General features: G+C 61.8%; 23 protein-coding genes. 15 read left to right on the top strand and 8 right to left on the bottom strand.

Features of this window, described 5'->3' with window-relative positions:
* Positions 1–218 precede the first annotated feature (218 nt).
* Positions 219–548, bottom strand: coding sequence for an EscU/YscU/HrcU family type III secretion system export apparatus switch protein (locus ACLK1G_RS25545; RefSeq protein WP_420767903.1), 330 nt, complete (start codon positions 546–548; stop codon positions 219–221).
* Positions 545–2,116, bottom strand: coding sequence for a flagellar hook-length control protein FliK (fliK, locus tag ACLK1G_RS25540; RefSeq protein WP_420767902.1), 1,572 nt, complete (start codon positions 2,114–2,116; stop codon positions 545–547). Before fliK ends, ACLK1G_RS25545 begins: the two co-directional genes overlap by 4 nt.
* Positions 2,117–2,313: 197 nt before the next feature.
* On the opposite strand from fliK, the gene ccmA reads away from it, so the two are divergent.
* The 12 genes from ccmA (at position 2,314) to ACLK1G_RS25480 (ending at position 13,101) form a co-directional block, all read left to right on the top strand.
* On the top strand, positions 2,314–2,949 hold the full coding sequence (ccmA, locus tag ACLK1G_RS25535) for a cytochrome c biogenesis heme-transporting ATPase CcmA (protein WP_420767901.1): 636 nt from the start codon (positions 2,314–2,316) through the stop codon (positions 2,947–2,949).
* Positions 2,946–3,614 carry a heme exporter protein CcmB gene (gene ccmB / locus ACLK1G_RS25530; protein ID WP_420767900.1) on the top strand — a complete coding sequence of 223 codons (669 nt, stop codon included), beginning with the start codon at positions 2,946–2,948 and terminating at the stop codon, positions 3,612–3,614. Before ccmA ends, ccmB begins: the two co-directional genes overlap by 4 nt.
* A 94-nt stretch (positions 3,615–3,708) precedes the next feature.
* Positions 3,709–4,464, top strand: coding sequence for a heme ABC transporter permease (locus tag ACLK1G_RS25525; RefSeq protein ID WP_420767899.1), 756 nt, complete (start codon positions 3,709–3,711; stop codon positions 4,462–4,464).
* Positions 4,461–4,637 carry a heme exporter protein CcmD gene (gene ccmD / locus ACLK1G_RS25520; RefSeq protein WP_007939192.1) on the top strand — a complete coding sequence of 59 codons (177 nt, stop codon included), beginning with the start codon at positions 4,461–4,463 and terminating at the stop codon, positions 4,635–4,637. The genes ACLK1G_RS25525 and ccmD overlap by 4 nt, the downstream gene beginning before the upstream one ends.
* Positions 4,634–5,095 carry a cytochrome c maturation protein CcmE gene (gene ccmE / locus ACLK1G_RS25515; protein WP_420767898.1) on the top strand — a complete coding sequence of 154 codons (462 nt, stop codon included), beginning with the start codon at positions 4,634–4,636 and terminating at the stop codon, positions 5,093–5,095. Before ccmD ends, ccmE begins: the two co-directional genes overlap by 4 nt.
* Positions 5,096–5,099: 4 nt before the next feature.
* Positions 5,100–7,088 (top strand): heme lyase CcmF/NrfE family subunit, encoded by a 1,989-nt coding sequence (locus ACLK1G_RS25510; protein WP_420767897.1) that lies wholly within the window; start codon positions 5,100–5,102, stop codon positions 7,086–7,088.
* A complete protein-coding gene (locus ACLK1G_RS25505) occupies positions 7,085–7,621 on the top strand; it encodes a DsbE family thiol:disulfide interchange protein (protein WP_420767896.1) in 537 nt (178 codons plus the stop codon). The genes ACLK1G_RS25510 and ACLK1G_RS25505 overlap by 4 nt, the downstream gene beginning before the upstream one ends.
* Positions 7,618–8,091: a cytochrome c-type biogenesis protein gene (locus ACLK1G_RS25500; protein WP_420767895.1), complete on the top strand. Its 474-nt coding sequence runs from the start codon at positions 7,618–7,620 to the stop codon at positions 8,089–8,091. The genes ACLK1G_RS25505 and ACLK1G_RS25500 overlap by 4 nt, the downstream gene beginning before the upstream one ends.
* A complete protein-coding gene (ccmI, locus tag ACLK1G_RS25495; protein ID WP_420767894.1) occupies positions 8,084–9,286 on the top strand; it encodes a c-type cytochrome biogenesis protein CcmI in 1,203 nt (400 codons plus the stop codon). The genes ACLK1G_RS25500 and ccmI overlap by 8 nt, the downstream gene beginning before the upstream one ends.
* A gap of 14 nt (positions 9,287–9,300) precedes the next feature.
* Positions 9,301–9,708, top strand: a complete 408-nt coding sequence (locus ACLK1G_RS25490; protein WP_420767893.1) for a hypothetical protein — start codon at positions 9,301–9,303, stop codon at positions 9,706–9,708.
* Between the two features lie 151 nt (positions 9,709–9,859).
* Positions 9,860–10,735 carry a polyamine aminopropyltransferase gene (gene speE, locus ACLK1G_RS25485; protein ID WP_420767892.1) on the top strand — a complete coding sequence of 292 codons (876 nt, stop codon included), beginning with the start codon at positions 9,860–9,862 and terminating at the stop codon, positions 10,733–10,735.
* Between the two features lie 272 nt (positions 10,736–11,007).
* Positions 11,008–13,101 carry an LTA synthase family protein gene (locus ACLK1G_RS25480; RefSeq protein ID WP_420767891.1) on the top strand — a complete coding sequence of 698 codons (2,094 nt, stop codon included), beginning with the start codon at positions 11,008–11,010 and terminating at the stop codon, positions 13,099–13,101.
* Between the two features lie 56 nt (positions 13,102–13,157).
* Here ACLK1G_RS25480 and ACLK1G_RS25475 read toward each other — a convergent pair whose 3' ends face one another.
* The gene (locus tag ACLK1G_RS25475; protein ID WP_018606531.1) at positions 13,158–13,310 is read right to left on the bottom strand and encodes a DUF3309 family protein; all 153 of its coding nucleotides are present in this window, start codon (positions 13,308–13,310) and stop codon (positions 13,158–13,160) included.
* Positions 13,311–13,598: 288 nt separating this feature from the next.
* On the opposite strand from ACLK1G_RS25475, the gene ACLK1G_RS25470 reads away from it, so the two are divergent.
* The 3 genes from ACLK1G_RS25470 to csrA all read left to right on the top strand — a co-directional run bounded on the left by ACLK1G_RS25470 (position 13,599) and on the right by csrA (position 15,153).
* The gene (locus ACLK1G_RS25470; RefSeq protein WP_420767890.1) at positions 13,599–14,414 is read left to right on the top strand and encodes an SDR family oxidoreductase; all 816 of its coding nucleotides are present in this window, start codon (positions 13,599–13,601) and stop codon (positions 14,412–14,414) included.
* Between the two features lie 57 nt (positions 14,415–14,471).
* Positions 14,472–14,804 (top strand): YnfA family protein, encoded by a 333-nt coding sequence (locus ACLK1G_RS25465; RefSeq protein ID WP_420767889.1) that lies wholly within the window; start codon positions 14,472–14,474, stop codon positions 14,802–14,804.
* A 148-nt stretch (positions 14,805–14,952) separates the two neighbouring features.
* Positions 14,953–15,153, top strand: coding sequence for a carbon storage regulator CsrA (gene csrA, locus ACLK1G_RS25460; protein WP_420767888.1), 201 nt, complete (start codon positions 14,953–14,955; stop codon positions 15,151–15,153).
* On the opposite strand, the gene ACLK1G_RS25455 is transcribed toward csrA, so the two are convergent.
* The 5 genes from ACLK1G_RS25455 to ACLK1G_RS25435 all read right to left on the bottom strand — a co-directional run bounded on the left by ACLK1G_RS25455 (position 15,142) and on the right by ACLK1G_RS25435 (position 21,583).
* Positions 15,142–15,369, bottom strand: a complete 228-nt coding sequence (locus tag ACLK1G_RS25455) for a YheU family protein (protein ID WP_024778700.1) — start codon at positions 15,367–15,369, stop codon at positions 15,142–15,144. The two genes, csrA and ACLK1G_RS25455, sit on opposite strands and share 12 nt — an antisense overlap.
* Positions 15,370–15,548: 179 nt before the next feature.
* The gene (locus ACLK1G_RS25450) at positions 15,549–16,739 is read right to left on the bottom strand and encodes an osmoprotectant NAGGN system M42 family peptidase (RefSeq protein WP_420767887.1); all 1,191 of its coding nucleotides are present in this window, start codon (positions 16,737–16,739) and stop codon (positions 15,549–15,551) included.
* 175 nt (positions 16,740–16,914) lie between these two features.
* Positions 16,915–18,660: an N-acetylglutaminylglutamine synthetase gene (gene ngg / locus ACLK1G_RS25445; RefSeq protein ID WP_420767886.1), complete on the bottom strand. Its 1,746-nt coding sequence runs from the start codon at positions 18,658–18,660 to the stop codon at positions 16,915–16,917.
* A gap of 3 nt (positions 18,661–18,663) precedes the next feature.
* Positions 18,664–20,436 (bottom strand): N-acetylglutaminylglutamine amidotransferase, encoded by a 1,773-nt coding sequence (locus ACLK1G_RS25440; protein ID WP_420767885.1) that lies wholly within the window; start codon positions 20,434–20,436, stop codon positions 18,664–18,666.
* Between the two features lie 199 nt (positions 20,437–20,635).
* Entirely contained in the window at positions 20,636–21,583 is a 948-nt protein-coding gene (locus ACLK1G_RS25435) for an IS110 family RNA-guided transposase (protein ID WP_420766120.1), read from the bottom strand.
* Positions 21,584–21,793 lie beyond the last annotated feature (210 nt).

Below are 21,793 nucleotides of genomic sequence, written 5' to 3'. Positions count from 1 at the left end.
ACCGGTGTGACAGTCAGCAAATATGCTGAATGTATGACCGCCATCGCGAGCAGGCTCGCTCCCACAGGTTTTTTCTGGCGTTCAGAAATCATCACTCCACCCATCCACCGTGGCGAGGGAGCTTGCTCCCGCTGGGTCGCGCAGCTGCCCCAGCTTTTACGACTGCTTCGCAGCCGAGCGGGAGCAAGCTCCCTCGCCACGGGTAGCGCGTTCAGCGATTAGTAATCATCCCCACGCTCCGTCACGTCTTTCTCGATGTTTTGCGCATGCGGGTCGAAGCCCTGGGGAAATTTGCCCTTCAGGTTCCAGGCAAACGCAATGATCTCGGCAATCGTGCGGTACAACTCTTCCGGAATGCTGTCGCCCAGCTCCAGCCGTGCCAGCAACTTCACCAGTTCAGCATTTTCGTAGATCGGTACTTCGCTCTCGCGGGCGATGCGCAGGATTTCCTCGGCCAGGGCTTCGTCGCCCTTGGCGGTGAGGGTGGGGGCGTGGTGGCCGTCGTACTTGAGGGCGATGGCCTGGCGGGGTTCGGTGTGGGTTGTCATGCGGTTTCGTCCACCCAGCGTTGTTCCAGCCGGGTCTTGGGTCCTTGGGGCGGGGTGCCGAGGTGGCAGTCGAGGTCGCCGACATTCAACCCGCACGTCACAAGGCGCTCGCGCAATGCGGTCAGGTTCCTTTCGATCAGGCCCGCGGTGTACGCTCGTTCTGCCCACAGCTGACTGGACAGGCTGCCACTGAGCAACTGGGCCTGGATCTGCAGCGGCCCCAGCGGTTCCATGTCGAAGGCCAGCTCGACCCGCCAGAGCTGCTGTTTCGGTTCGGTTTGTTCGCGGCGTTCGTCCGGTTGTTCCCGGGCGGCGGTTTCCTCGCGCTGGAACTTGACCTGCAACGGCACGATGTCCTGCAGGTTGCGCATCGGAATCTCCAGTTGCCAAGTGCTCATCAACCGGCCGTCATCGGTCAGCCCGGTTTGCTCCAGGCTGGACAGCTGATGGCTTTGCAGGCGTGACACGGCGGCGGCCGCCAGGCGCAGCAGATGCTCCAGGTCACCTTCTTCATCCTGACCTTTCAATAATCTGGCGGGCAGCGGAAAGCCGGTGGGTTGTGGCTTGGCGCTGACCTGGCCGAGCATCCCCAGGGCGCTGCGCACGAAGCTGGGCAATGCCTGGGCCAGGGTGTTGGCGGCGATGACCGCGGAGAGGTTGGTGGAAGCGGGCAGGGCGGGTGTCAGTTGGGCGATCAGTTTCAGCAGGTCGCCTTTCATGTCCGGGGCCAGGCTTGGCGGTTGGCCGGCCAGCAGCTTGCTTTCCAGGAACACGCCGCTGGCGACCATGGCTTGGGCCAAACCCTTGGGTGTGCTCAGTTGTTGTACGTCCGGCAGGCCAGCCAGAAGGCGTGTCACCGCCGCGCGCAGTTCGGGGCCGGCGTCATCGCTGGCGGGAAGGTTTTGCAGGGCGGTGAGCAGGCTGTCGAGCGAGCCCTGGCGGCTCACTTGGGTCACCAATTGCTGGCTCACCGCCAATTGCTCCTGGCGATTGCTCAAGGGCACGAATTTCAATGTCTGAGCATCCTGTACCTGGGCGCTCAACAGCATGCCGATGCGCAGCGGCTGCGGGCTGTCGATGTCCAGGGTGCTGCCGGCCTGGGCGGTGTTGAGCAGGCTTACCAGCGAGCGATACACCGCCGGTTGACCGGGCTGTTGCGGCAAGGCCTGGCTGGTCAGCACTTTGCCCTGCAACAAAGTGCCCACGGGCAATTGCGCGGTGTCGATCCGGGTCAGGGCGGCGACGCTGGAGGCGAGGGCCTGCTGCACGGTAATCGCCAGGTTGCTGGCCGAAGGCTGAGTCACGGCCAGGCTGGTGCCCTGGGGCAGCGGCTGGGTGCTGGTGGCTTGTACGGTGGCCTGCCGGCCGCTCTCCAGCGTGACCTTGAGCAGCAGTTGGAAAGCCTGGTCCGCCTGCTTGAGCGACAGCACCTCGGCCTTGGCGGTCTGGCCCGGACCGATCAATCCCTCGGCCGGTGCCAGCAGCTTGAGCAACTCGCCCGTGACCGCCGGCATACGTGTCGTTGCCGTGGGCTGGGGCAGCGGCGGGATGTTCATGTCGCCTGTCATCTGCGGTATTACCTTGGGGAAATCAGCGCTCTTGAGAGAAGAACTTCACATGTATAATGCCGCCCGCCTTCCAGAGAGTGGCAAAACCTTGCAATTGTTTGACGCAGCTCTGTGGATCGGGCCGTCAATGCATCTATGCTGCATCACTTTAACGGCTGCCGCACTGCCGACTTGAACCGTATAAGGCTCGTGATCCCTTGACCAGTCCTCTCCTGCAAACCGTCGGCCTCGCCTGTGAGCGAGATCTGCGACTGCTTTTCGAAAATCTCGAATTGAGACTCTCGCCTGGCGATATGGTACAGATCAGTGGCCCCAACGGCAGTGGCAAGACCAGCCTGTTGCGCCTGCTGGCCGGGTTGATGCAGCCCACCGCCGGCGAGATCCTGCTCAATGGCCAGCCGCTGCACAGCCAGCGTAGCGAGCTGGCACGCAACCTGCTCTGGATCGGCCATGCCGCCGGCATCAAGGACCTGCTGACCCCCGAAGAGAACCTGAGTTGGCTCTGCGCGCTGCATCGTCCGGCTGGGAGCGAGGCGATCTGGCGGGCATTGGCGGCGGTGGGATTGAAAGGTTTCGAGGACGTTCCGAGCCATACCCTGTCGGCCGGCCAGCAGCGCCGCGTGGCCCTGGCCCGGCTGTACCTGGACAGCCCGCCACTGTGGATCCTCGACGAGCCGTTCACCGCTCTGGACAAGCAGGGCGTGGCGCAACTTGAACAGCACCTGGCCGGCCATTGCGAAAACGGCGGCATGGTGTTGCTCACCACGCACCACACCTTGGCCCGGATGCCCTCCGGTTATCGCAGCATCGACCTGGGGAACTGGGCGGTATGAGTGTCTTTGGCTTGTTGCTCGCCCGTGAGGCGCGCCTGTTATTCCGTCGTCCGGCCGAACTGGCCAACCCGTTGGTATTCTTCGCAATCGTCATCGCCTTGTTCCCGCTTGCGGTCGGCCCGGAGACTCAATTGTTGCAAACGTTGTCGCCTGGATTGGTCTGGGTGGCAGCGCTTTTATCGGTCCTGCTCTCGCTGGACGGGCTTTTCCGCAGTGATTTCGAGGACGGATCCCTGGAACAGTGGGTCCTTTCGTCGCACCCCCTGGCCCTTCTGGTTTTGGCCAAGGTACTGGCACACTGGGTTTTTTCCGGCCTGGCGCTGGTGCTGCTCTCGCCGTTGATGGCGATGATGCTGGGCTTGCCCGCGGCCTGCATGCCGGTGCTGCTGTTGTCGCTGTTGCTGGGCACGCCGGTGCTGAGCCTGCTCGGCGCGGTAGGCGCGGCGCTGACTGTGGGGCTCAAGCGCGGAGGCTTGTTGCTGGCCCTGCTGATTCTGCCGCTGTACATACCGGTATTGATCCTTGGAAGTGGCGCCTTGCAAGCGGCACTGCAAGGCATGCCGGCAACCGGTTATCTGCTGTGGCTTGGGAGCCTGACCGCCCTGGCGATAACCCTGACACCCTTTGCAATAGCCGCTGGCCTGAAGATCAGCGTCGGCGAATAATAATGAGGCCTGGTCAGGAGTTGACCACTTCCCAGGAAGTAAAGGCCGCCCCAGCGGTTCGCGATAGCGAGCCGCAACCGTGATGGAATCTGCAATGAACTGGACCTGGTTTCACAAGCTCGGCTCACCCAAGTGGTTCTACGGCATCAGTGGCAAAATGCTGCCCTGGTTGAGCATCGCCGCCCTGTTGCTGATCGGCATCGGCGTGGTCTGGGGCCTGGCGTTCGCGCCGCCGGACTATCAGCAAGGCAACAGCTTCCGCATTATCTATATCCATGTCCCGACGGCGATGCTGGCCCAGTCGATCTACGTGATGCTGGCGGTATGCGGCGTGGTCGGGCTGGTATGGAAAATGAAACTGGCCGACGTAGCCCTGCAATGCGCCGCGCCCATCGGCGCCTGGATGACCGCCGTGGCGCTGGTCACCGGGGCCATCTGGGGCAAGCCGACCTGGGGTTCGTGGTGGGTCTGGGATGCACGACTGACGTCGATGCTGATCCTGCTGTTCCTGTACTTCGGTCTTATTGCGCTGGGCAACGCCATCAGCAATCGTGACAGCGCCGCCAAGGCCTGTGCGGTGCTGGCGATCGTCGGGGTGATCAACATTCCGATCATCAAGTACTCGGTGGAGTGGTGGAACACCCTGCACCAGGGCGCGACCTTCACCCTCACCGAAAAACCGGCGATGCCGGTGGAGATGTGGCTGCCGCTGTTGCTGACCGCGCTGGGGTTCTATTGCTTCTTCGGCGCGGTGCTGCTGCTGCGCATGCGCCTGGAAGTGCTCAAGCGCGAGTCCCGGGCCAGCTGGGTGAAAGCCGAAGTACAGAACAGCCTGGAGGCCGCTCGATGAGTTTCGCGTCATTCGGCGATTTCCTCGCCATGGGCCATCACGGCTTGTATGTCTGGTCAGCCTACGGCATTTGCCTGGCGGTGCTGGCTCTCAACGTGGCGGCGCCGATCCTGGCCCGCAAGCGGTATCTGCAACAAGAGGCGCGTCGTCTGCGCCGGGAGAATGGTCAGTGAATCCGCTGCGCAAAAAACGTCTTGTCATCATTCTGGCGATCCTGGTCGGCGTCGGCGCGGCGGTCGGCCTGGCCCTGAGCGCCCTGCAGCAGAACATCAACCTGTTCTATACCCCGACGCAGATTGCCAGCGGAGAGGCGCCCAAGGACACTCGCATCCGCGCCGGCGGCATGGTGGAGCAGGGGTCGCTGGTGCGTTCCGGCGATTCGCTGGACGTGAGGTTCAACGTCACCGACTTCAACAAGACCGTGACCATCACCTACCGCGGCATTCTCCCTGACCTGTTCCGCGAAGGGCAGGGCATCGTCGCCCTGGGCAAGCTCAATGCAGACGGAGTGGTGGTGGCCGACGAAGTGCTGGCCAAGCACGACGAGAAGTACATGCCGCCGGAAGTGACCAAGGCCCTGAAAGACAGCGGCCAATCGGCGCCCGCGCCCGCGCCCGCGAAGGAGGGTTGATAAGATGACCACCGGTATCTTCATCCCCGAGCTGGGCCATCTGGCGATGATCCTGGCCCTGTGTTTCTCCCTGGTGCAGGCCGTGGTTCCATTGCTCGGCGCCTGGCGTGGTGACCGTCTGTGGATGAGCCTCGCCCAGCCAGCGGCATGGGGACAGTTCGCGTTCATGCTGTTTGCCTTCGCCTGCCTGACCTACGCGTTCATGGCCGACGACTTTTCCGTTGAGTACGTCGCCAGCAACTCCAACAGCGCCTTGCCCTGGTACTACAAGTTCAGCGCGGTGTGGGGCGCCCACGAAGGTTCGTTGTTGCTCTGGGCCTTGATCCTCGCCGGCTGGACCTTTGCCGTGTCGGTGTTCTCTCGGCAATTGCCCCAGGTGATGCTGGCCCGGGTATTGGCGGTGATGGGCATCATCAGCACCGGTTTCCTGCTGTTTTTGATCGTCACGTCCAACCCGTTCGAGCGCATCCTGCCCCAGGTGCCGACCGACGGTCGCGACCTGAATCCGTTGCTCCAGGACATAGGCCTGATTGTCCATCCGCCGATGCTGTACATGGGGTACGTCGGTTTTTCCGTGGCCTTCGCGTTCGCCATCGCCGCGTTGCTCGGTGGTCGCCTCGATGCCGCTTGGGCTCGCTGGTCGCGCCCATGGACCATTGTTGCCTGGGCCTTTCTCGGCATCGGCATCACCCTCGGCTCGTGGTGGGCCTACTATGAACTCGGCTGGGGCGGCTGGTGGTTCTGGGACCCGGTGGAAAACGCCTCGTTCATGCCATGGCTGGTCGGCACGGCCCTGATCCATTCCCTGGCGGTCACGGAAAAGCGCGGGGTATTCAAGAGCTGGACGGTCCTGCTGGCCATCGCGGCATTCTCCTTGAGCCTGCTGGGAACCTTCCTCGTGCGTTCCGGCGTGCTGACGTCGGTGCATGCCTTCGCCTCGGACCCGGAGCGTGGCGTGTTCATCCTGATGTTCCTGATGGTCGTGGTCGGCGGTTCGCTGACGCTGTTCGCCCTGCGCGCGCCGGTGGTCAAGAGCCAGGTCGGCTTCAACCTCTGGTCCCGGGAAACCCTGCTGTTGGGCAACAACCTGGTGCTGGTGGTGGCGGCGTCGATGATCCTGCTGGGCACGCTGTACCCGCTGGTGCTCGATGCGTTGTCCGGCGCCAAGCTGTCGGTTGGCCCGCCGTATTTCAACGCATTGTTCATACCGCTGATGGCGATCCTCATGGTGGTGATGGCCGTCGGCGTGCTGGTGCGCTGGAAAGACACGCCGGTCAAATGGCTGATGGGCATGCTGACACCGGTGCTGTTGGGCACGGCTGCCCTGGCCGTGGTGGCCGGGATCGCCTACGGCGACTTCAACTGGGCCGTGCTGGCAACCTTCGTCCTGGCCGCCTGGGTGTTGCTGGCCGGCGTTCGGGACGTCTTCGACAAGACCCGTCACAAAGGCCTGATCAAGGGCCTGCCGACCCTGACCCGCAGTTATTGGGGCATGCAACTCGCCCACCTGGGCATCGCCGTTTGCGCCCTGGGCGTGGTGCTGTCCAGCCAGAACAGTGCCGAACGTGACCTGCGCCTGTCGCCGGGCGAATCCATGGACCTGGGCGGCTACCAGTTCGTCTTCGAGGGCGCCAAGCATTTCGAGGGGCCTAACTTCACCTCCGACAAGGGCACCGTGCGGGTCCTTCGCAACGGCCAGGAAATTACCGTGCTGCACCCGGAGAAACGCCTCTACACGGTGCAGAACTCGGTGATGACCGAAGCCGGGATCGATGCTGGTTTCACCCGTGATCTCTATGTCGCGCTGGGCGAATCCCTGGGCGATGGTGCCTGGGCGGTGCGCGTCCACGTCAAGCCGTTCGTGCGCTGGATCTGGTTCGGTGGCTTGCTGACCGGCCTGGGCGGAGTCCTGGCGGCGCTGGATCGTCGTTATCGCGTCAAAGTGAAGACCCGGGTGCGTGAAGCGCTGGGCGTGACAGGAGCCACTGCATGAAACGTTGGTTGATGGTATTGCCGCTGGCGCTGTTCCTGATGGTTGCGGTGTTCCTCTACCGGGGGCTGTTCTTGAATCCGTCGGAGTTGCCCTCGGCGCTGATCGGCAAGCCGTTCCCGGAATTTTCCCTGCCCTCGGTACAAGGCGACAGGACCCTGACCCACGCCGACCTGCAGGGCAAGCCGGCGTTGGTCAACGTGTGGGGTACCTGGTGCATTTCCTGCCGGGTCGAGCATCCGGTGCTGAACAAGCTGGCCCAGAATGGCGTGGTGATCTACGGCGTCAACTACAAGGACGTCAACGCCGACGCCTTGAAATGGCTGGCTGAATTCCACAACCCATATCAGCTCGATATCCGCGACGAGGAGGGCACCCTCGGCCTGAACCTGGGTGTGTACGGCGCGCCGGAAACCTTCTTCATCGACGCCAAGGGCATCATCCGCGACAAGTTCGTCGGTGTGATTGACGAACAGGTCTGGCGCGAAAAACTGGCTGGCAAATACCAGGCCCTGGTGGATGAGGCCAAGCCATGAAGCGCTGGTTAGCCGCCGCTGTCCTCGGCTTGAGTCTGTCGGGTGTGGCCCATGCCGCCATCGATACCTATGAATTCGCCAATGATGCGGAGCGCGAGCGGTTTCGCGAGCTGACCAAGGAGTTGCGCTGCCCCAAATGTCAGAATCAGGACATCGCCGATTCCAACGCGCCGATCGCGACCGATTTGCGCAAGGAAATCTTCCGGATGCTCGGCGAGGGCAAGGACAACCAGCAAATCATCGATTTCATGGTGGATCGCTACGGTGAGTTCGTGCGCTACAACCCGGCCCTGTCTTCCAAGACCGCGCTGCTCTGGTTCGGCCCCGCCGGGCTGCTGCTGGGTGGTTTCGTGGTGATCGCGGTGATCGTGCGCCGCCGTCGGGTGCAGCGCAGCGCCGCCCCGGATACGCTTTCTGTCGAAGAGCGCCAGCGCCTCGACCAACTGTTGGATAAAACCAAGCATGATTGATTTCTGGCTCGCCGCAGGTCTGCTTCTCCTGGTCGCCCTGAGTTTTCTGTTGATCCCCGTGTTACGTGGCCGTCGCGCCCAATTGGAAGAAGATCGCACCGCGCTGAACGTGGCGCTGTATCAGGAGAGGGTTGCCGAACTGCAGGCCGAGCGGGAAGAGGGCGTGCTCAACGCGTCCCAACTGGACACCGGGCGCGCCGAGGCCGCCCGAGAATTGCTGGCTGATACCGAAGGCGCCGATGCGCCGCGTGAATCACGCCTGGGCAAGCCGTTGCCGCTTCTCGCCGCTGTGCTGGTGCCGGTGTTGGGCCTGGCGTTGTACCTGCATTTCGGTGCCATCGACAAAGTCGAACTGACCCGCGAATTCGCCCAGGCGCCGCAGTCCATGGAGGAGATGACCCTGCGCCTGGAGCGTGCGGTGGCGGCACAACCGGATTCCGCCGAGGGCTTGTATTTCCTCGGTCGGACCTACATGGCGCAGGATAGGCCGGCGGACGCGGCGAAGATTTTCGAACGCACCGTGGCGGTCGCGGGTCGTCAACCGGAGCTGTTGGGCCAATGGGCGCAGGCGCAGTACTTTGCCGATGGCAAGAAATGGTCGGATAAAGTCCAGGCCCTGACCGACGAAGCGCTGAAGCTCGACCCCAAGGAAGTGACCAGCCTTGGCCTGTTGGGCATCGCCGCGTTTGAAGGCGAGCGTTATCAGGAAGCGATCGATTATTGGGAACGCTTGCTGGCGCAATTGCCTGAAGGCGATAGATCCCGCGAAGCGTTGCAGGGCGGCATCACCCGGGCCACCGAGAAGCTCCAGGCCAGTGGGGGCAAGCTCGCCCAGGCGCCGACGGTCAAGGCCGTGGCACTGCTCAAGGTTCGCGTCGACCTGGCTCCGGCGCTCAAGGCGAAGGTGCAGCCGGGCGACAGCGTGTTCATTTTCGCCCGCGCCGTTTCCGGCCCGCCGGCGCCGCTGGCGGCCAAGCGCCTGACCGTCGCCGACCTGCCGGCCAGCGTCGAGTTGGGCGACGCGGACGCAATGATGCCGCAGCTGAAACTGTCGAACTTCCCCGAAGTCCAACTGGTGGCGCGTATATCCCGGGCCGGTCAACCGACCGCCGGCGAGTGGATCGGTCGCAGCCAGCCCTTGGCGAGCAGTACCACCGCACCGCAGCAATTGACCATCGACAGTCCGGACCAATGACAGGAACTCGCCCCATGACCGCCATCGCTCGTATCACACTGCTCACGCTCGTCCTGGGCCTGAGCGCTTGTGCGGTCCAGCGTCCGCCCGAACCTTCGGCGCCGCTGCCGCCCATACCGCCGTCGACACCGACCACCAAGCCAGCACCGTCGACCGCCCCCGGCAAACCGGTGACCCCGAACAAACCGGCCAAGCCAGTGCCGCGTACCTCCGCCAGTTTCGCGCCCCCACCCGGCGGCAACAGCCATTGGGATGCCAAGCTCGGGGTCTACGTGCTGGATAATCAGACCAATACTTTCTACCGCCAGCGCACCTACTATCGCTGGAACAATGGCTGGAGCCGTTCCGTCAGCCCGAACGGGCCGTGGGAAGACACCACCATCGAAGGCGTGCCGGCTGGGCTCGGACGCAAATTCAACTAAAAAACCATGGGGAGGGAGCTTGCTCCCTCGCCACAAAGGCTGCGTTGTGTCGTCAGACAGTTGAAGGTTCGACCTGTCATCCCCAGCGTCGTAGAATGCGCGCCTTTGCGAGCCTCACTGGCCAACCGCGTATTTATCGGAGCACCTGACCATGACGACCACCCCGACCGGCGATTACCTTGAAACCCTCTACGAAGGCTATGGCCAGCGTTTTCGCATGGACAAGCTGCTGCATGAAGTGCGCACCGAGCACCAGCACCTGGTGATTTTCGAAAACCCGCGCATGGGCCGGGTCATGGCCCTGGACGGCGTGATCCAGACCACCGAAGCCGATGAATATATCTACCACGAGATGTTGACCCACGTGCCGATCCTGGCCCATGGCGCGGTCAAGCGCGTGCTGATCATCGGCGGTGGTGACGGCGGCATGCTGCGGGAAGTGACCAAGCATGTGGGCATCGAGCACATCACCATGGTGGAGATCGACGGCACGGTGGTGGACATGTGCAAGGAGTTTTTGCCGAACCATTCCAAGGGCGCCTATGACGACCCGCGCCTGAACCTGGTGATTGACGATGGCATGCGTTTCGTTGCCACGACCCAGGAAAAATTCGACGTCATCATTTCCGACTCCACTGACCCGATCGGTCCGGGCGAAGTGCTGTTCTCGGAGAACTTCTACCAGGCATGCCACCGCTGCCTCAATGAAGGCGGGATCCTGGTCACTCAGAACGGCACGCCGTTCATGCAGTTGGGCGAAGTCCAGACCACCGCCGGGCGCTTGCACGGCCTGTTCGCCGACTGGCATTTCTACCAGGCCGCCGTGCCGACCTATATCGGCGGCGCCATGACCTTTGCCTGGGGTTCGACCAACGCCGCTTACCGCAAGCTATCCCGCGAAACCCTGCGCGAGCGTTTTGCCGGCAGCGGTATCGTGACGCGCTACTACAACCCCGAGATTCATATCGGTGCGTTCGCCATGCCGCAATACGTGCTGCAGGCGATCAACAAGCCGAGCAACGACTGACATCAGCGACAGTCTGCTCCTGTGGCGAGAGAGCAAGCTCCCTCGCCACTAGGCGCTGGCCCTTTTGTGTTGCCAAATATTCAATCAACAAAATTTTCACGAAACCTTGCAGACAATCCCACGCGCTTTTATTGCGGCGGTTATTAATGGCAATGCCATGACCGTTCGTGCAAGATTTGCGCTTTCGCGCAAGCCCCGGCCTTGAATGGCTCAACAGAGGGCGCGCTGTTGTTCCTACTTTCGACCCCACTTCCAATAGGTCCTAAAACGACATGGCAATCCCGGACGCCCTGAGTCAGCAGCGCACCACGCATCGCCTGCTGCAACCGACCGTCAAATCGCACCTGGCCTACACGCTGCTCTGTGCCCTGGTGATGATGATCATGCTCAGCCTGCTGCGCGTGGCGCTGCTGGTCTACAACCGCCAGATGATCCTCGATACCCCAGCCTCGACCTTCGTGGAAGCTTTTATCAATGGGCTGCGTTTCGACTTGCGCCTGGTCGTCTATCTCTGCATTCCGCTGCTGCTGGCATTGTTCAGCGCGCGGGCCATGGCGGCACGTGGATTCTTTCGTTTCTGGCTGACGGTCACCTCCAGCATCGCGCTGTTCCTGGGCTTGATGGAGATGGACTTCTACCGTGAGTTTCACCAGCGCCTCAACGGCCTGGTCTTCCAGTACGTGAAGGAAGACCCCAAAACCGTGGCGAGCATGCTCTGGTATGGTTTTCCCGTGGTTCGTTACCTGCTGGCCTGGGTGGGCGGCACCATCATCCTGAGCCTGGCGTTCAAGGGCGCCGATCGTGCCACACGGCCGCGTGGGCCTTTCAGTGGCGGCAGCATCGGCACGCGCCAGATCGCGCCGTGGTATGGCCGTGTCGCCGTGTTCCTGGTTTGCCTGCTGGTGGCCGTGGCCGCTGCGCGTGGCACCCTGCGCCAAGGGCCACCGCTGCGTTGGGGTGACGTCTACACCACTGATTCCAACTTCGCCAACCAGTTGGGTCTCAACGGCACGCTGTCGCTGGTGGCAGCGGCGAAGAGCCGGATGTCCGAAGACCGTGACAACATCTGGAAAGCCACTCTTGAGCAGCCGCTGGCGCAGCAGACCGTGCGCGACATGCTGGTGATGGCTGACGACAAGCTGGTGGACGCCGAGACGGCCGCCGTGCGTCGCGACTACACGCCGCCTGCCGACAAGACGCTGCCGATCAAGAACGTCGTCGTGATCCTGATGGAAAGCATGGCCGGTCATTCCGTGGGCGCCCTTGGCGCGCCGGGCAACATCACGCCTTACCTGGACAAGCTGTCCAAGGAGGGCCTGCTGTTCGACCGCTTCTTCTCCAATGGCACGCACACCCACCAAGGTATGTTCGCCACCATGGCCTGCTTCCCGAACCTGCCAGGTTTCGAATACCTGATGCAGACGCCGGAAGGCAGTCACAAGCTGTCGGGCTTGCCGCAGCTGCTCAGCGCCCGTGAATATGACGACGTGTATGTCTATAACGGCGACTTCGCCTGGGACAACCAGTCGGGCTTCTTCAGCAGCCAGGGCATGACCACGTTCATTGGCCGTAACGACTTCGTGAACCCAGTGTTCTCCGATCCGACCTGGGGCGTGTCGGACCAGGACATGTTCGACCGTGGCCTGATCGAGCTCAAGGCACGGGAGAATGGCAAGCCGTTCTATGCGTTGTTGCAAACCCTGTCCAACCACACGCCCTACGCGCTGCCAACGCCGTTGCCGGTGGAGCGCGTGACTGACCGTGGCAGCCTGAACGAACACCTGACCGCCATGCGTTACTCCGATTGGGCGCTGGGCCAGTTCTTCGAGAAGGCCCGCAAAGAGCCTTACTTCAAGGAAACCCTGTTCGTGGTGGTCGGCGACCATGGTTTCGGCAACGAGCGCCAGATCACCGAAATGGACCTGGGCCGCTTCAACGTGCCGATGCTGCTGATCGGACCGGGCGTGCAGGAGAAGTTTGGCCAGCGCAATCACACCGTGGGCACCCAGGTCGATATCGTCCCGACCATCATGGGCCGCCTCGGCGGGGAAGTGCGCAATCAATGTTGGGGCCGTGACCTGCTGAACCTGCCGCAAGGCGATACCGGTTTCGGCGTGATCAAGCCGTCCGGTAGCGAGCAGACCACGGCGATCATTCGCGACGACAAGATCCTGGTGCTGCCAAAAGAGAAAGAAATGGCGCCCAAGATGTATCGCTATGAACTCGGTGCGAACCCGCGGGCAGAAGTCATTCCGGATGCACCCGAAACTGCCGAGATGAAACTCAAGCTTGAATCGTTCCTGCAAACCGCGACAAAGAGTTTGTTGGATAACACCGCCGGCGTTATCGACGGCAAGCCGGACTGATAACCGGTGAATAAAAAAGAGGCCTTGGAGGCCTCTTTTTTTTTGCGCTTGGGGATCTATATCTTGCCAAGTAACAGCAGGATCAACAGCACCACCAATACTACGCCGATGATACCGGACGGGCCGTAACCCCAACTTCTGGAGTGCGGGAAGACCGGAAGGCCACCGATCAGCAGGAGGATCAGGATGATGATAAGTATAGTGCCCATTGTTGATTTCCTTATTGGTCAGTTCTGGAGTGATGAAACTTTCAACTGCCAGCGCGCATGCATTAAATCCGGGCGGCTTATAAACTCCGACCGTAACGTCCTGTAAAAAATTCAAAGTTTTTTGTCGTCGCCATTGCGCGCGGGTTGACGCCATCTCTTGCCAAGGTTTCAACCCCATCAACTGTCATGGTTTGCCCTCGCCATTCAGCAAGATGATGGAACGTGGGTCGGGCCGGCTCCTTCGCTACACTCGGCCCATCTCTCCCGGAACAACAAGGCTGTTTCCCTATGCAAAATCGCATGATGATCACCGGTGCTGGCTCTGGCCTGGGTCGCGAAATCGCGCTGCGCTGGGCCCGCGAAGGCTGGCGCCTGGCCTTGTCTGATGTCAGTGAACCGGGCCTGCAGGAAACCCTCAGGCTGGTTCGCGAAGCGGGCGGCGACGGCTTTGTGCAACGTTGCGACGTGCGTGACTACAGCCAGCTCACCGCGTTTGCCCAGGCTTGCGAAGAAAAACTTGGCGGCATCGACATCATCGTCAACAACGCTGGCGTGGCGTCGGGTGGATTCTTCAGCGAACTGTCCCTCGAGGATTGGGACTGGCAGATCGCGATCAACCTGATGGGGGTGGTCAAGGGCTGCAAGGCGTTCCTGCCACTGCTGGAAAAAAGCCGTGGCAAAATCATCAACATCGCCTCCATGGCGGCCCTGATGCAAGGCCCGGCCATGAGCAACTACAACGTGGCCAAGGCCGGCGTGGTGGCGTTGTCGGAAAGCCTGCTGATCGAACTGGCGCAGCAGGAAATCGGTGTGCACGTGGTCTGCCCGTCGTTCTTCCAGACCAACCTGCTGGACTCGTTCCGCGGGCCGACTCCCGCCATGAAAGCCCAGGTCGGTAAATTGCTGGAGAGCTCGCCGATCAGTGCCGCTGACATCGCCGACTACATCTACCAGCACGTTGCCGAGGGCCAGTTCATGATCCTGCCCCACGAACAGGGGCGCGCGGCCTGGACGTTGAAGCAGAAAAACCCACAGCTGCTCTACGACGAAATGACCGCCATGGCAGACAAAATGCGCGCCAAGGCGCGACAGTCCCCAAGTTGACCTGCCTTCCCGGCATCCATCAGGATGGCGCCTCGTGCCCTCCTGATGGACCGCTCCATGCTCAATTACCTGTGGTTTTTCCTTGCCGCGCTCTTTGAAATCGCCGGGTGCTATGCCTTCTGGATGTGGTTGCGCCTGGGCAAGAGCGCCTGGTGGATCGCGCCGGCGTTACTCAGCCTGACATTGTTCGCCCTGTTGCTGACTCGTATCGAAGCCACGTATGCCGGTCGCGCCTATGCCGCCTATGGTGGGATCTATATCGTCGCGTCCATCGGCTGGCTGGCGGTCATCGAGCGCGCGCGGCCGCTGGCTTCCGACTGGATCGGCGTGGCGCTCTGTGTAATGGGGGCGGGAATAATTCTCTTCGGGCCGCGATTCACGGGACCTTGATCGGCTTCGATAAACGTTTTTTGCAGGACATTTCCTTCAGTTACAAGGATCCCTATGTGTAGGGGAATACTGAATTCGCGCCGGTATCTTGTGCATGGAAAACAGGCCGGGCATGGTCAAGGTCCAGACACTCTTAAGGACAAGAACCATGCTCGTATTAAGCCGCGCAGTGGGCGAGTTGATTTCCATCGGTGACAATATTTCCGTGCGCGTGCTGTCGGTCAGCGGCAGCACCGTGCGTTTCGGCGTGGAGGCGCCTCGACACGTCGAAGTGCATCGTTCCGAAATCTACGACAAGATCCAGAGAAAAAAGGCCCAGGCGGCACGCAAGGCCTGTTCAATCGAATAGATGCTTGGGCACGTCGTGCTTGAGCATCAATTGGCATTGTTCGCTTTCCGGATCGAAGACAATCATTGCCTGGCCTTTGGTCAGGGCCTGGCGGACCCGCAGGACGCGGGTTTCCAAAGGCGTGTCGTCGCCATTGTCGGTCCCGTCACGGGTGACGAAATCCTCGATCAGGCGGGTGAGGGTGTCGACTTCGAGTTGGTCGTGGGGGATCAGCATGATAGGGCTCCGCTAAATATTGGGCGGATGCTACGGCGGATGAGCTGTGGCGGCTAGCCCGGGCTTTCTCATGTCTGCTCTGGCCTCATCGCGAGCAAGCTCGCTCCCACAGGGCCTCAGTGCATTGAAGTCTGTCGTGGGAGCGAGCGTGTTCTTGATGGAATAGTGAGCATGTGGGATCAGCTATCGGAACGCTGCCCAATCAGGCTGTCCACAGAAGGCACCCGGGTGTCGCTTTCCATTTGTGCATCGTGTTCGATCTGATGGCTGAAGCGGTCCAGTGAACCCTGGGCCGGTTGCGCATCGCTGGCAAACACCGGCGGGCTGAGGATGTAGGCGCCGAGCAGACGGCTGAGAGCCGCCAGGCTGTCGATGTGGGTGCGTTCGTAGCCATGGGTGGCGTCGCAGCCGAAAGCGAGCAGGGCGGTGCGGATGTCGTGGCCGGCGGTGATCGCGGAATGGGCGTCACTGAAGTAGTAGCGAAACAGGTCACGGCGCGCCGGCAGTTCGTTTTCCTTGGCTAGTTTCAATAAGTGCCGCGACAGATGGTAGTCGTAAGGGCCGCCGGAATCCTGCATCGCCACGCTTACGGCGTGTTCGCTGGAGTGCTGGCCCGGCGCGACCGGTGCGATGTCGATCCCGACGAACTCACTGACGTCCCAGGGCAGCGCGGCGGCCGCGCCGCTGCCGGTCTCCTCGGTGATGGTGAACAGCGGATGGCAATCGATCAGCAGCTCTTCGCCGCTGTCGACGATGGCCTTCAGCGCCGCCAACAACGCGGCGACCCCGGCCTTGTCATCCAGGTGACGGGCGCTGATATGGCCGCTTTCGGTGAATTCGGGCAAGGGATCGAAGGCCACGTAGTCGCCGATGCCCACGCCCAGGGTCTCGCAATCGGCGCGGGTGGCGCAGTAGGCATCCAGGCGCAGTTCGATGTGGTCCCAACTGATGGGCATTTCATCCACGGCGGTATTGAACGCGTGACCGGACGCCATCAACGGCAGGACGCTGCCGCGAATCACGCCCGTATCGGTAAACAGGCTGACCCGGCTGCCCTCGGCAAACCGGCTCGACCAGCAACCCACGGGCGCCAGTGTCAGGCGACCGTTGTCCTTGATGGCCCGGACCGAGGCGCCAATGGTGTCCAGGTGCGCCGACACCGCGCGGTCGGGGCTGCTTTTGCGGCCCTTGAGGGTGGCGCGGATGGTGCCGCGCCGGGTCATTTCGAAAGGAATGCCCAGCTCTTCGAGGCGCTCGGCGACGTAACGGACAATGGTGTCGGTGAAACCGGTAGGGCTGGGAATGGCGAGCATTTCCAGCAAGACTTTCTGCAGGTATTCGAGATTCGGTTCGGGAATCTTACTGATCATGGAAACTCCTCGCGAAATATTGGAACGAGAGACCCGTGGCGAGGGAGCTTGCTCCCGCTCGACTGCGAAGCAGTCGCCTTGAGCTCAAATCGGAGCACTAAGTGAGTCAGCGGGGCCGCCTCGCGCTAATGGCCGGCCCGGCCCAGCGGGAGCAAGCTCCCTCGCCACAGAAATCTCAGACCACCGCTTGGCTATGGGGAAACAACAAGTCCACAAAACGCTCTGCGGTGGGTTGCGGTTCGTGATTGGCCAGCCCGGCGCGTTCGTTGGCTTCGATGAACACGTATTCCGGTTGATCAGCCGCCGGGACGAGCAGGTCCAGGCCGACCATCGGGATGTCCAGGGCCCGTGCTGCACGAACCGCCGCATCGGCCAGGGTCGGATGGAGGATGGCGGTCACGTCCTCCAGGACGCCACCGGTATGCAGGTTCGCCGTGCGCCGTACGAACAGATGCTCACCCTTGGGCAGCACGCTGTCGTAGGCATAACCGGCCGCGCTCAAGGTGCGCTCGGTTTCGGCATCCATCGGGATCTTGCTCTCACCGCCGGTAGCGGCCTGGCGCCGTCGGCTCTGGGCTTCTATGAGCGCGCCGATGGTGTGCTGCCCGTCGCCGATCACCTCGGCCGGGCGACGGATTGCCGCGGCCACCACTTCAAAACCGATCACGAGGATTCGCAAGTCCAACCCTTCGTGGAAGCTTTCTAGCAATACCCGGCTGTCAAACCGCCGGGCAGCTTCGATGGCGGCCTGTACTTCTTCGATCGTGCGCAGGTCCACCGCCACGCCTTGGCCCTGTTCGCCGTCCAACGGCTTCACGACCACCCGTTCATGCTCATCGAGAAACGCCAGGTTGTCGTCGGCATTGCCCGCCAGCTGTTGGGCCGGCAGGTTCAGGCCAGCGTTTTTCAGCACTTTGTGGGTCAGGCTCTTGTTCTGGCACAGCGTCATGCTGATTGCGCTGGTCAGGTCGCTCAGCGATTCCCGGCAGCGAATCCGGCGGCTGCCGTGCATCAGGGTGAACAGGCCGGCCTCGGCGTCGTCCACTTGCACTTCGATGCCGCGACGATGCGCTTCCTCGACGATGATCCGCGCATAGGGGTTGAATTGCGCCTCGGGGCCGGGCCCAAGGAACAACGGCTGGTTGATGCCATTCTTGCGCTTGATGGCGAAGGTCTGGAGGCTGCGGAAACCGAGTTTGGCATAGAGGTTTTTCGCCATCCGATTATCGTGCAGTACCGACAGGTCGAGGTAGCTCAAGCCCCGGCTCATGAAATGCTCGATGAGGTGGCGCACCAGCACCTCGCCAACGCCGGGGCGTGAACACTGTGGGTCCACCGCCAGGCACCAGAGACTGCTGCCGTTTTCTGGATCGTTGAAGGCTTTCTGGTGATTGAGGCCCATGACGCTGCCAATCACCGCGCCGGTGTCGTCGTCCTCGGCCAGCCAGTAGACCGGGCCACCTTGATGACGCGGTGTCAATCGCTCCGGGTCGATGGGCAGCATGCCGCGAGCCTGGTACAGCTGGTTGATGGCCTGCCAGTCGCTGTCGTTCTGGGCGCGGCGGATCCGGAAACCGCGGAATACTCGCGTGGCTTGTCGATAATCGCTGAACCACAGGCGCAGGGTGTCGGACGGATCGAGAAACAGGTGCGCCGGCTCCAGCCCCAGCACTTGCTGGGGCGCGGCGACGTACAGGGCGATGTCCCGTTCGCCGGGTTGTTCGTTGAGCAGTTCCTGGGCCAGGGTCGCCGGGTCCGGGAACGTATGGCCGATCAGCAGCCGGCCCCAGCCGCAATGCACGGCGATGGGGGCGGCATTGAGTTCGCTGCCGTCTTCGGCCAGGCGTGCCTGCAAGCGTTCGTAGGACGGCGGTTGGCCGCGCAAGAGTCGTTGGTTGTGGAGGGTGGAATGGGGTTTCATCGGTCAGATTCCTTGCTCGCTGAGCCACAGGTTCAGCGCTGCCAATTGCCACAGCCGCGAACCGCGCAACGGCGTCAGCTGGCCGTTGGGGTCGGTCAGCAGGCGATCAAGCATGGTCGGGTTGAACAGGCCGCGATCCTGGCTCGGATCCAGCAGCAGTTCACGGACCCAGGCCAGGGTGTTGCCTTCAAGGTGCTTGAGGCCCGGCACCGGAAAATAGCCTTTCTTGCGGTCGATGACCTCGCTCGGGATCACCCGGCGTGCCGCTTCCTTGAGCACGTGCTTGCCGCCCTCGGGGAGCTTGAATTTGGCCGGCACCCGAGCGGAAAGCTCCACCAGACGGTAGTCGAGGAACGGTGTGCGTGCTTCCAGGCCCCAGGCCATGGTCATGTTGTCGACGCGCTTGACCGGGTCGTCCACCAGCATCACCGTGCTGTCCAGGCGCAAGGCCTTGTCGACGGCGGCATCGGCGCCCGGCTGGGCGAAGTGCTCCTTGACGAAGTCTCCGGCGGCATCGTTGGCCGTCAGCCATTTGGGTTGAACGGTGGCGGCATATTCCTCGTAAGTGCGGTCGAAGAACGCCGCGCGATAGGCCGCATACGGGTCGCTGGCGCCATCCACCTGCGGATACCAATGGTAACCGGCGAACAACTCATCGGCGCCCTGGCCGCTCTGAACCACTTTGCAGTGCTTGGCCACTTCCCGCGAGAGCAGGTAGAAAGCGATGCAGTCGTGGCTCACCATCGGTTCACTCATGGCGCGGAACGCGGCGGGCAACTGTTCGATGATTTCTTTTTCGTCGATGCGCAACTGATGGTGGCGGGTGCCGTAGTGCTTGGCGATCAGGTCTGAATATTGAAACTCGTCGCCGCGCTCGCCGCCGGCGTCCTGGAAGCCGATGGAGAAGGTGGACAGGTCGTCAACGCCGACTTCGCGCAGCAGGCCCACGAGCATGCTCGAGTCCACGCCGCCCGACAGCAGCACGCCGACATCGACGGCGGCGCGCTGGCGGATGGCGACCGCTTCGCGGGTGCTGTCCAGTACGCGCTCGATCCAGTCTTCCAGGTTGAGGTTCTGCTCGTCGGGCCGGGGGCCGTAGGGCAGCGTCCACCAGGTTTTCTGCTCGGTGCTGCCATCCGCCTCGACGCGCATCCAAGTGGCCGGGGGCAACTTCTCGATGCCAGCCAGCAAGGTGCGAGGCGCCGGGACGACCGCGTGGAAATTGAGGTAGTGATTCAGCGCGACCGGGTCGAGCACCGGGTTGATGTCGCCGCCCTTGAGCAATGCCGGCAATGCCGAGGCGAAGCGCAGGCGCTGGCCGGTGCGAGACAGGTACAGCGGCTTCACGCCGAGACGGTCACGGGCGATGAACAGCCGCTTGGCGTCGCGCTCCCAGATGGCGAAGGCGAACATGCCGTTGAGCTTGGGCAGCAGAGCTTCGCCCCAGGCGTGATAGCCCTTGAGCAGCACTTCGGTGTCGCCGCCCGAATGAAAGGCGTAGCCCAGGCCTTCGAGTTCGGCCCGCAATTCCGGGTAGTTGTAGATCGCGCCGTTGAACGCCAGTGACAGGCCCAGTTGATTGTCGATCATCGGCTGGGCCGAGCCGTCGGACAGGTCCATGATTTTCAGGCGTCGATGGCCGAGGGCAATTGGGCCCTGGCTATGAAAGCCCCACGCGTCGGGGCCGCGAGGGGCCAAGTGATGGGTGATGCGCTCTACGGCCGCAAGGTCCGCAGGGTGTTGATCGAAACGTAACTCACCAGCTAATCCGCACATAAGTCCTTACCGGTTTTTCCGTTGGGGAGGGGTCAAGCCATACACGCCAAAAGGGCGGGTACTCTGAAACTGACCGGAGGGATGGCTGTGAGTTTTATATCGATGCGTTATAAGCCGACGGATGGAGGCTGTGGGTCTTGCGACATTTGTCCAGGAAAAACTAGACCTTGTGGGAGATTCTATGGTGCATGGCTAGCCCTTAGATGCCTTTTGGTAAGTATTCGCTCTGGTTCTTCAACAGGGCGAATACCACTCGGGCAAGCTTGCGGGCCAGTGCCACTAATGCTTCGGTTGTGCTTAGCCCTCGAGCCCGCAAAGCCCCATAAAAACCCTTCCACGCCGCTGTGCGGCTCGCCGACATCGCGGCGTTGTGCATCAATCGGCGCGCCTCCGGGTCACCTCGCTTAGACAGGCAGCGGCGTCCCTTCTTTTTTCCCGAGTCCGATATGCGCAGGTCCAGCCCTAGAAAAGCGATGAAGGCATCGGCATTTCTGAAATCTCCACGCTGAAACGACGTAAGTAAACGCGCACCGCTCAACAGCCCGATTCCTTCGACTTTCATGCAGCGCTTGAGCTGACTGCCCAGACCGGCTGCATCCAATTGCGTCTGGATTGTTTTCTCAAGCAAGATTTCCAGTCGCTGCATGGCCTTTATCTGGTTCTCAAAGGCCGTTTTGAGCAACGGTTCGTTCGACCAACTTTGCTTGAGGCTGACACGCGCCTGAACCAAGGCTGCCCGGCGCCGGAAAAGGCTTATAAGCCGGCAATACAGGGGCGATGGCGGGGTCCACGGGTGCAACTGGTGGCCTTCGTTGTTCAAGTAGCGAGCCAACAACCGAGCATCCAGCGCATCGGTTTTGGCGCGAACTTTCACACCTTTGCGGTAATGGCTGAGTTCGTAGCCGCCGATCATGTAGATCACACAGCCCTGCGCATAAGCCAGGTCGGCGAAGTCCTGGTGATAGATATTGGTGGCCTCGATGGCGACATCCACTGGCGCAGGCAATTCCTTGAGCCACTTCTTGATCGCAGCTTTGGTGTTGGGGATCGCTTGCAGTCGATCTGTTTCTGCGTGATAAATCACCAACTCATCTTTGGCGACATCAACCCCCACGATCGGCTTTGCGACAGAAACCGGCATTGCCATTGAAAATCCTCCGCGCTAAGGTTTGAACACTTGAAGGGTTCACCCAGAGGCGCAGGCTTGTTCCTATCGTCGGTCTAGGCCAGATGCATTCTTTATCGGCGCTTGGGTGAAAGGAGGAGGGGTGAAATCTCCCACGGTCTGTACTGCGCGAACAGTCAGAATCGAGCCTTGTCCCTCCTCCTCCCTTCAAGTCCTACCATACAAGCGAGC

The sequence above is a fragment of the Pseudomonas algeriensis genome, assembly GCF_048847255.1.
GTDB lineage: Bacteria > Pseudomonadota > Gammaproteobacteria > Pseudomonadales > Pseudomonadaceae > Aquipseudomonas.
This window is presented reverse-complemented; position numbering and strand designations above follow the sequence as displayed.

What these genes read in the sequence shown, in the direction of transcription:
- ACLK1G_RS25545 (WP_420767903.1), bottom strand. Translation starts at nt 548, where the DNA reads ATGACAACCCACACCGAACCCCGCCAGGCCATCGCCCTCAAGTACGAC.
- fliK (WP_420767902.1), bottom strand. Translation starts at nt 2,116, where the DNA reads ATGACAGGCGACATGAACATCCCGCCGCTGCCCCAGCCCACGGCAACG.
- ccmB (WP_420767900.1), top strand. Translation starts at nt 2,946, where the DNA reads ATGAGTGTCTTTGGCTTGTTGCTCGCCCGTGAGGCGCGCCTGTTATTC.
- ACLK1G_RS25525 (WP_420767899.1), top strand. Translation starts at nt 3,709, where the DNA reads ATGAACTGGACCTGGTTTCACAAGCTCGGCTCACCCAAGTGGTTCTAC.
- ccmD (WP_007939192.1), top strand. Translation starts at nt 4,461, where the DNA reads ATGAGTTTCGCGTCATTCGGCGATTTCCTCGCCATGGGCCATCACGGC.
- ACLK1G_RS25510 (WP_420767897.1), top strand. Translation starts at nt 5,100, where the DNA reads ATGACCACCGGTATCTTCATCCCCGAGCTGGGCCATCTGGCGATGATC.
- ACLK1G_RS25505 (WP_420767896.1), top strand. Translation starts at nt 7,085, where the DNA reads ATGAAACGTTGGTTGATGGTATTGCCGCTGGCGCTGTTCCTGATGGTT.
- ACLK1G_RS25500 (WP_420767895.1), top strand. Translation starts at nt 7,618, where the DNA reads ATGAAGCGCTGGTTAGCCGCCGCTGTCCTCGGCTTGAGTCTGTCGGGT.
- ccmI (WP_420767894.1), top strand. Translation starts at nt 8,084, where the DNA reads ATGATTGATTTCTGGCTCGCCGCAGGTCTGCTTCTCCTGGTCGCCCTG.
- ACLK1G_RS25490 (WP_420767893.1), top strand. Translation starts at nt 9,301, where the DNA reads ATGACCGCCATCGCTCGTATCACACTGCTCACGCTCGTCCTGGGCCTG.
- speE (WP_420767892.1), top strand. Translation starts at nt 9,860, where the DNA reads ATGACGACCACCCCGACCGGCGATTACCTTGAAACCCTCTACGAAGGC.
- ACLK1G_RS25480 (WP_420767891.1), top strand. Translation starts at nt 11,008, where the DNA reads ATGGCAATCCCGGACGCCCTGAGTCAGCAGCGCACCACGCATCGCCTG.
- ACLK1G_RS25475 (WP_018606531.1), bottom strand. Translation starts at nt 13,310, where the DNA reads ATGGGCACTATACTTATCATCATCCTGATCCTCCTGCTGATCGGTGGC.
- ACLK1G_RS25470 (WP_420767890.1), top strand. Translation starts at nt 13,599, where the DNA reads ATGCAAAATCGCATGATGATCACCGGTGCTGGCTCTGGCCTGGGTCGC.
- ACLK1G_RS25465 (WP_420767889.1), top strand. Translation starts at nt 14,472, where the DNA reads ATGCTCAATTACCTGTGGTTTTTCCTTGCCGCGCTCTTTGAAATCGCC.
- csrA (WP_420767888.1), top strand. Translation starts at nt 14,953, where the DNA reads ATGCTCGTATTAAGCCGCGCAGTGGGCGAGTTGATTTCCATCGGTGAC.
- ACLK1G_RS25455 (WP_024778700.1), bottom strand. Translation starts at nt 15,369, where the DNA reads ATGCTGATCCCCCACGACCAACTCGAAGTCGACACCCTCACCCGCCTG.
- ACLK1G_RS25450 (WP_420767887.1), bottom strand. Translation starts at nt 16,739, where the DNA reads ATGATCAGTAAGATTCCCGAACCGAATCTCGAATACCTGCAGAAAGTC.
- ngg (WP_420767886.1), bottom strand. Translation starts at nt 18,660, where the DNA reads ATGAAACCCCATTCCACCCTCCACAACCAACGACTCTTGCGCGGCCAA.
- ACLK1G_RS25440 (WP_420767885.1), bottom strand. Translation starts at nt 20,436, where the DNA reads ATGTGCGGATTAGCTGGTGAGTTACGTTTCGATCAACACCCTGCGGAC.
- ACLK1G_RS25435 (WP_420766120.1), bottom strand. Translation starts at nt 21,583, where the DNA reads ATGGCAATGCCGGTTTCTGTCGCAAAGCCGATCGTGGGGGTTGATGTC.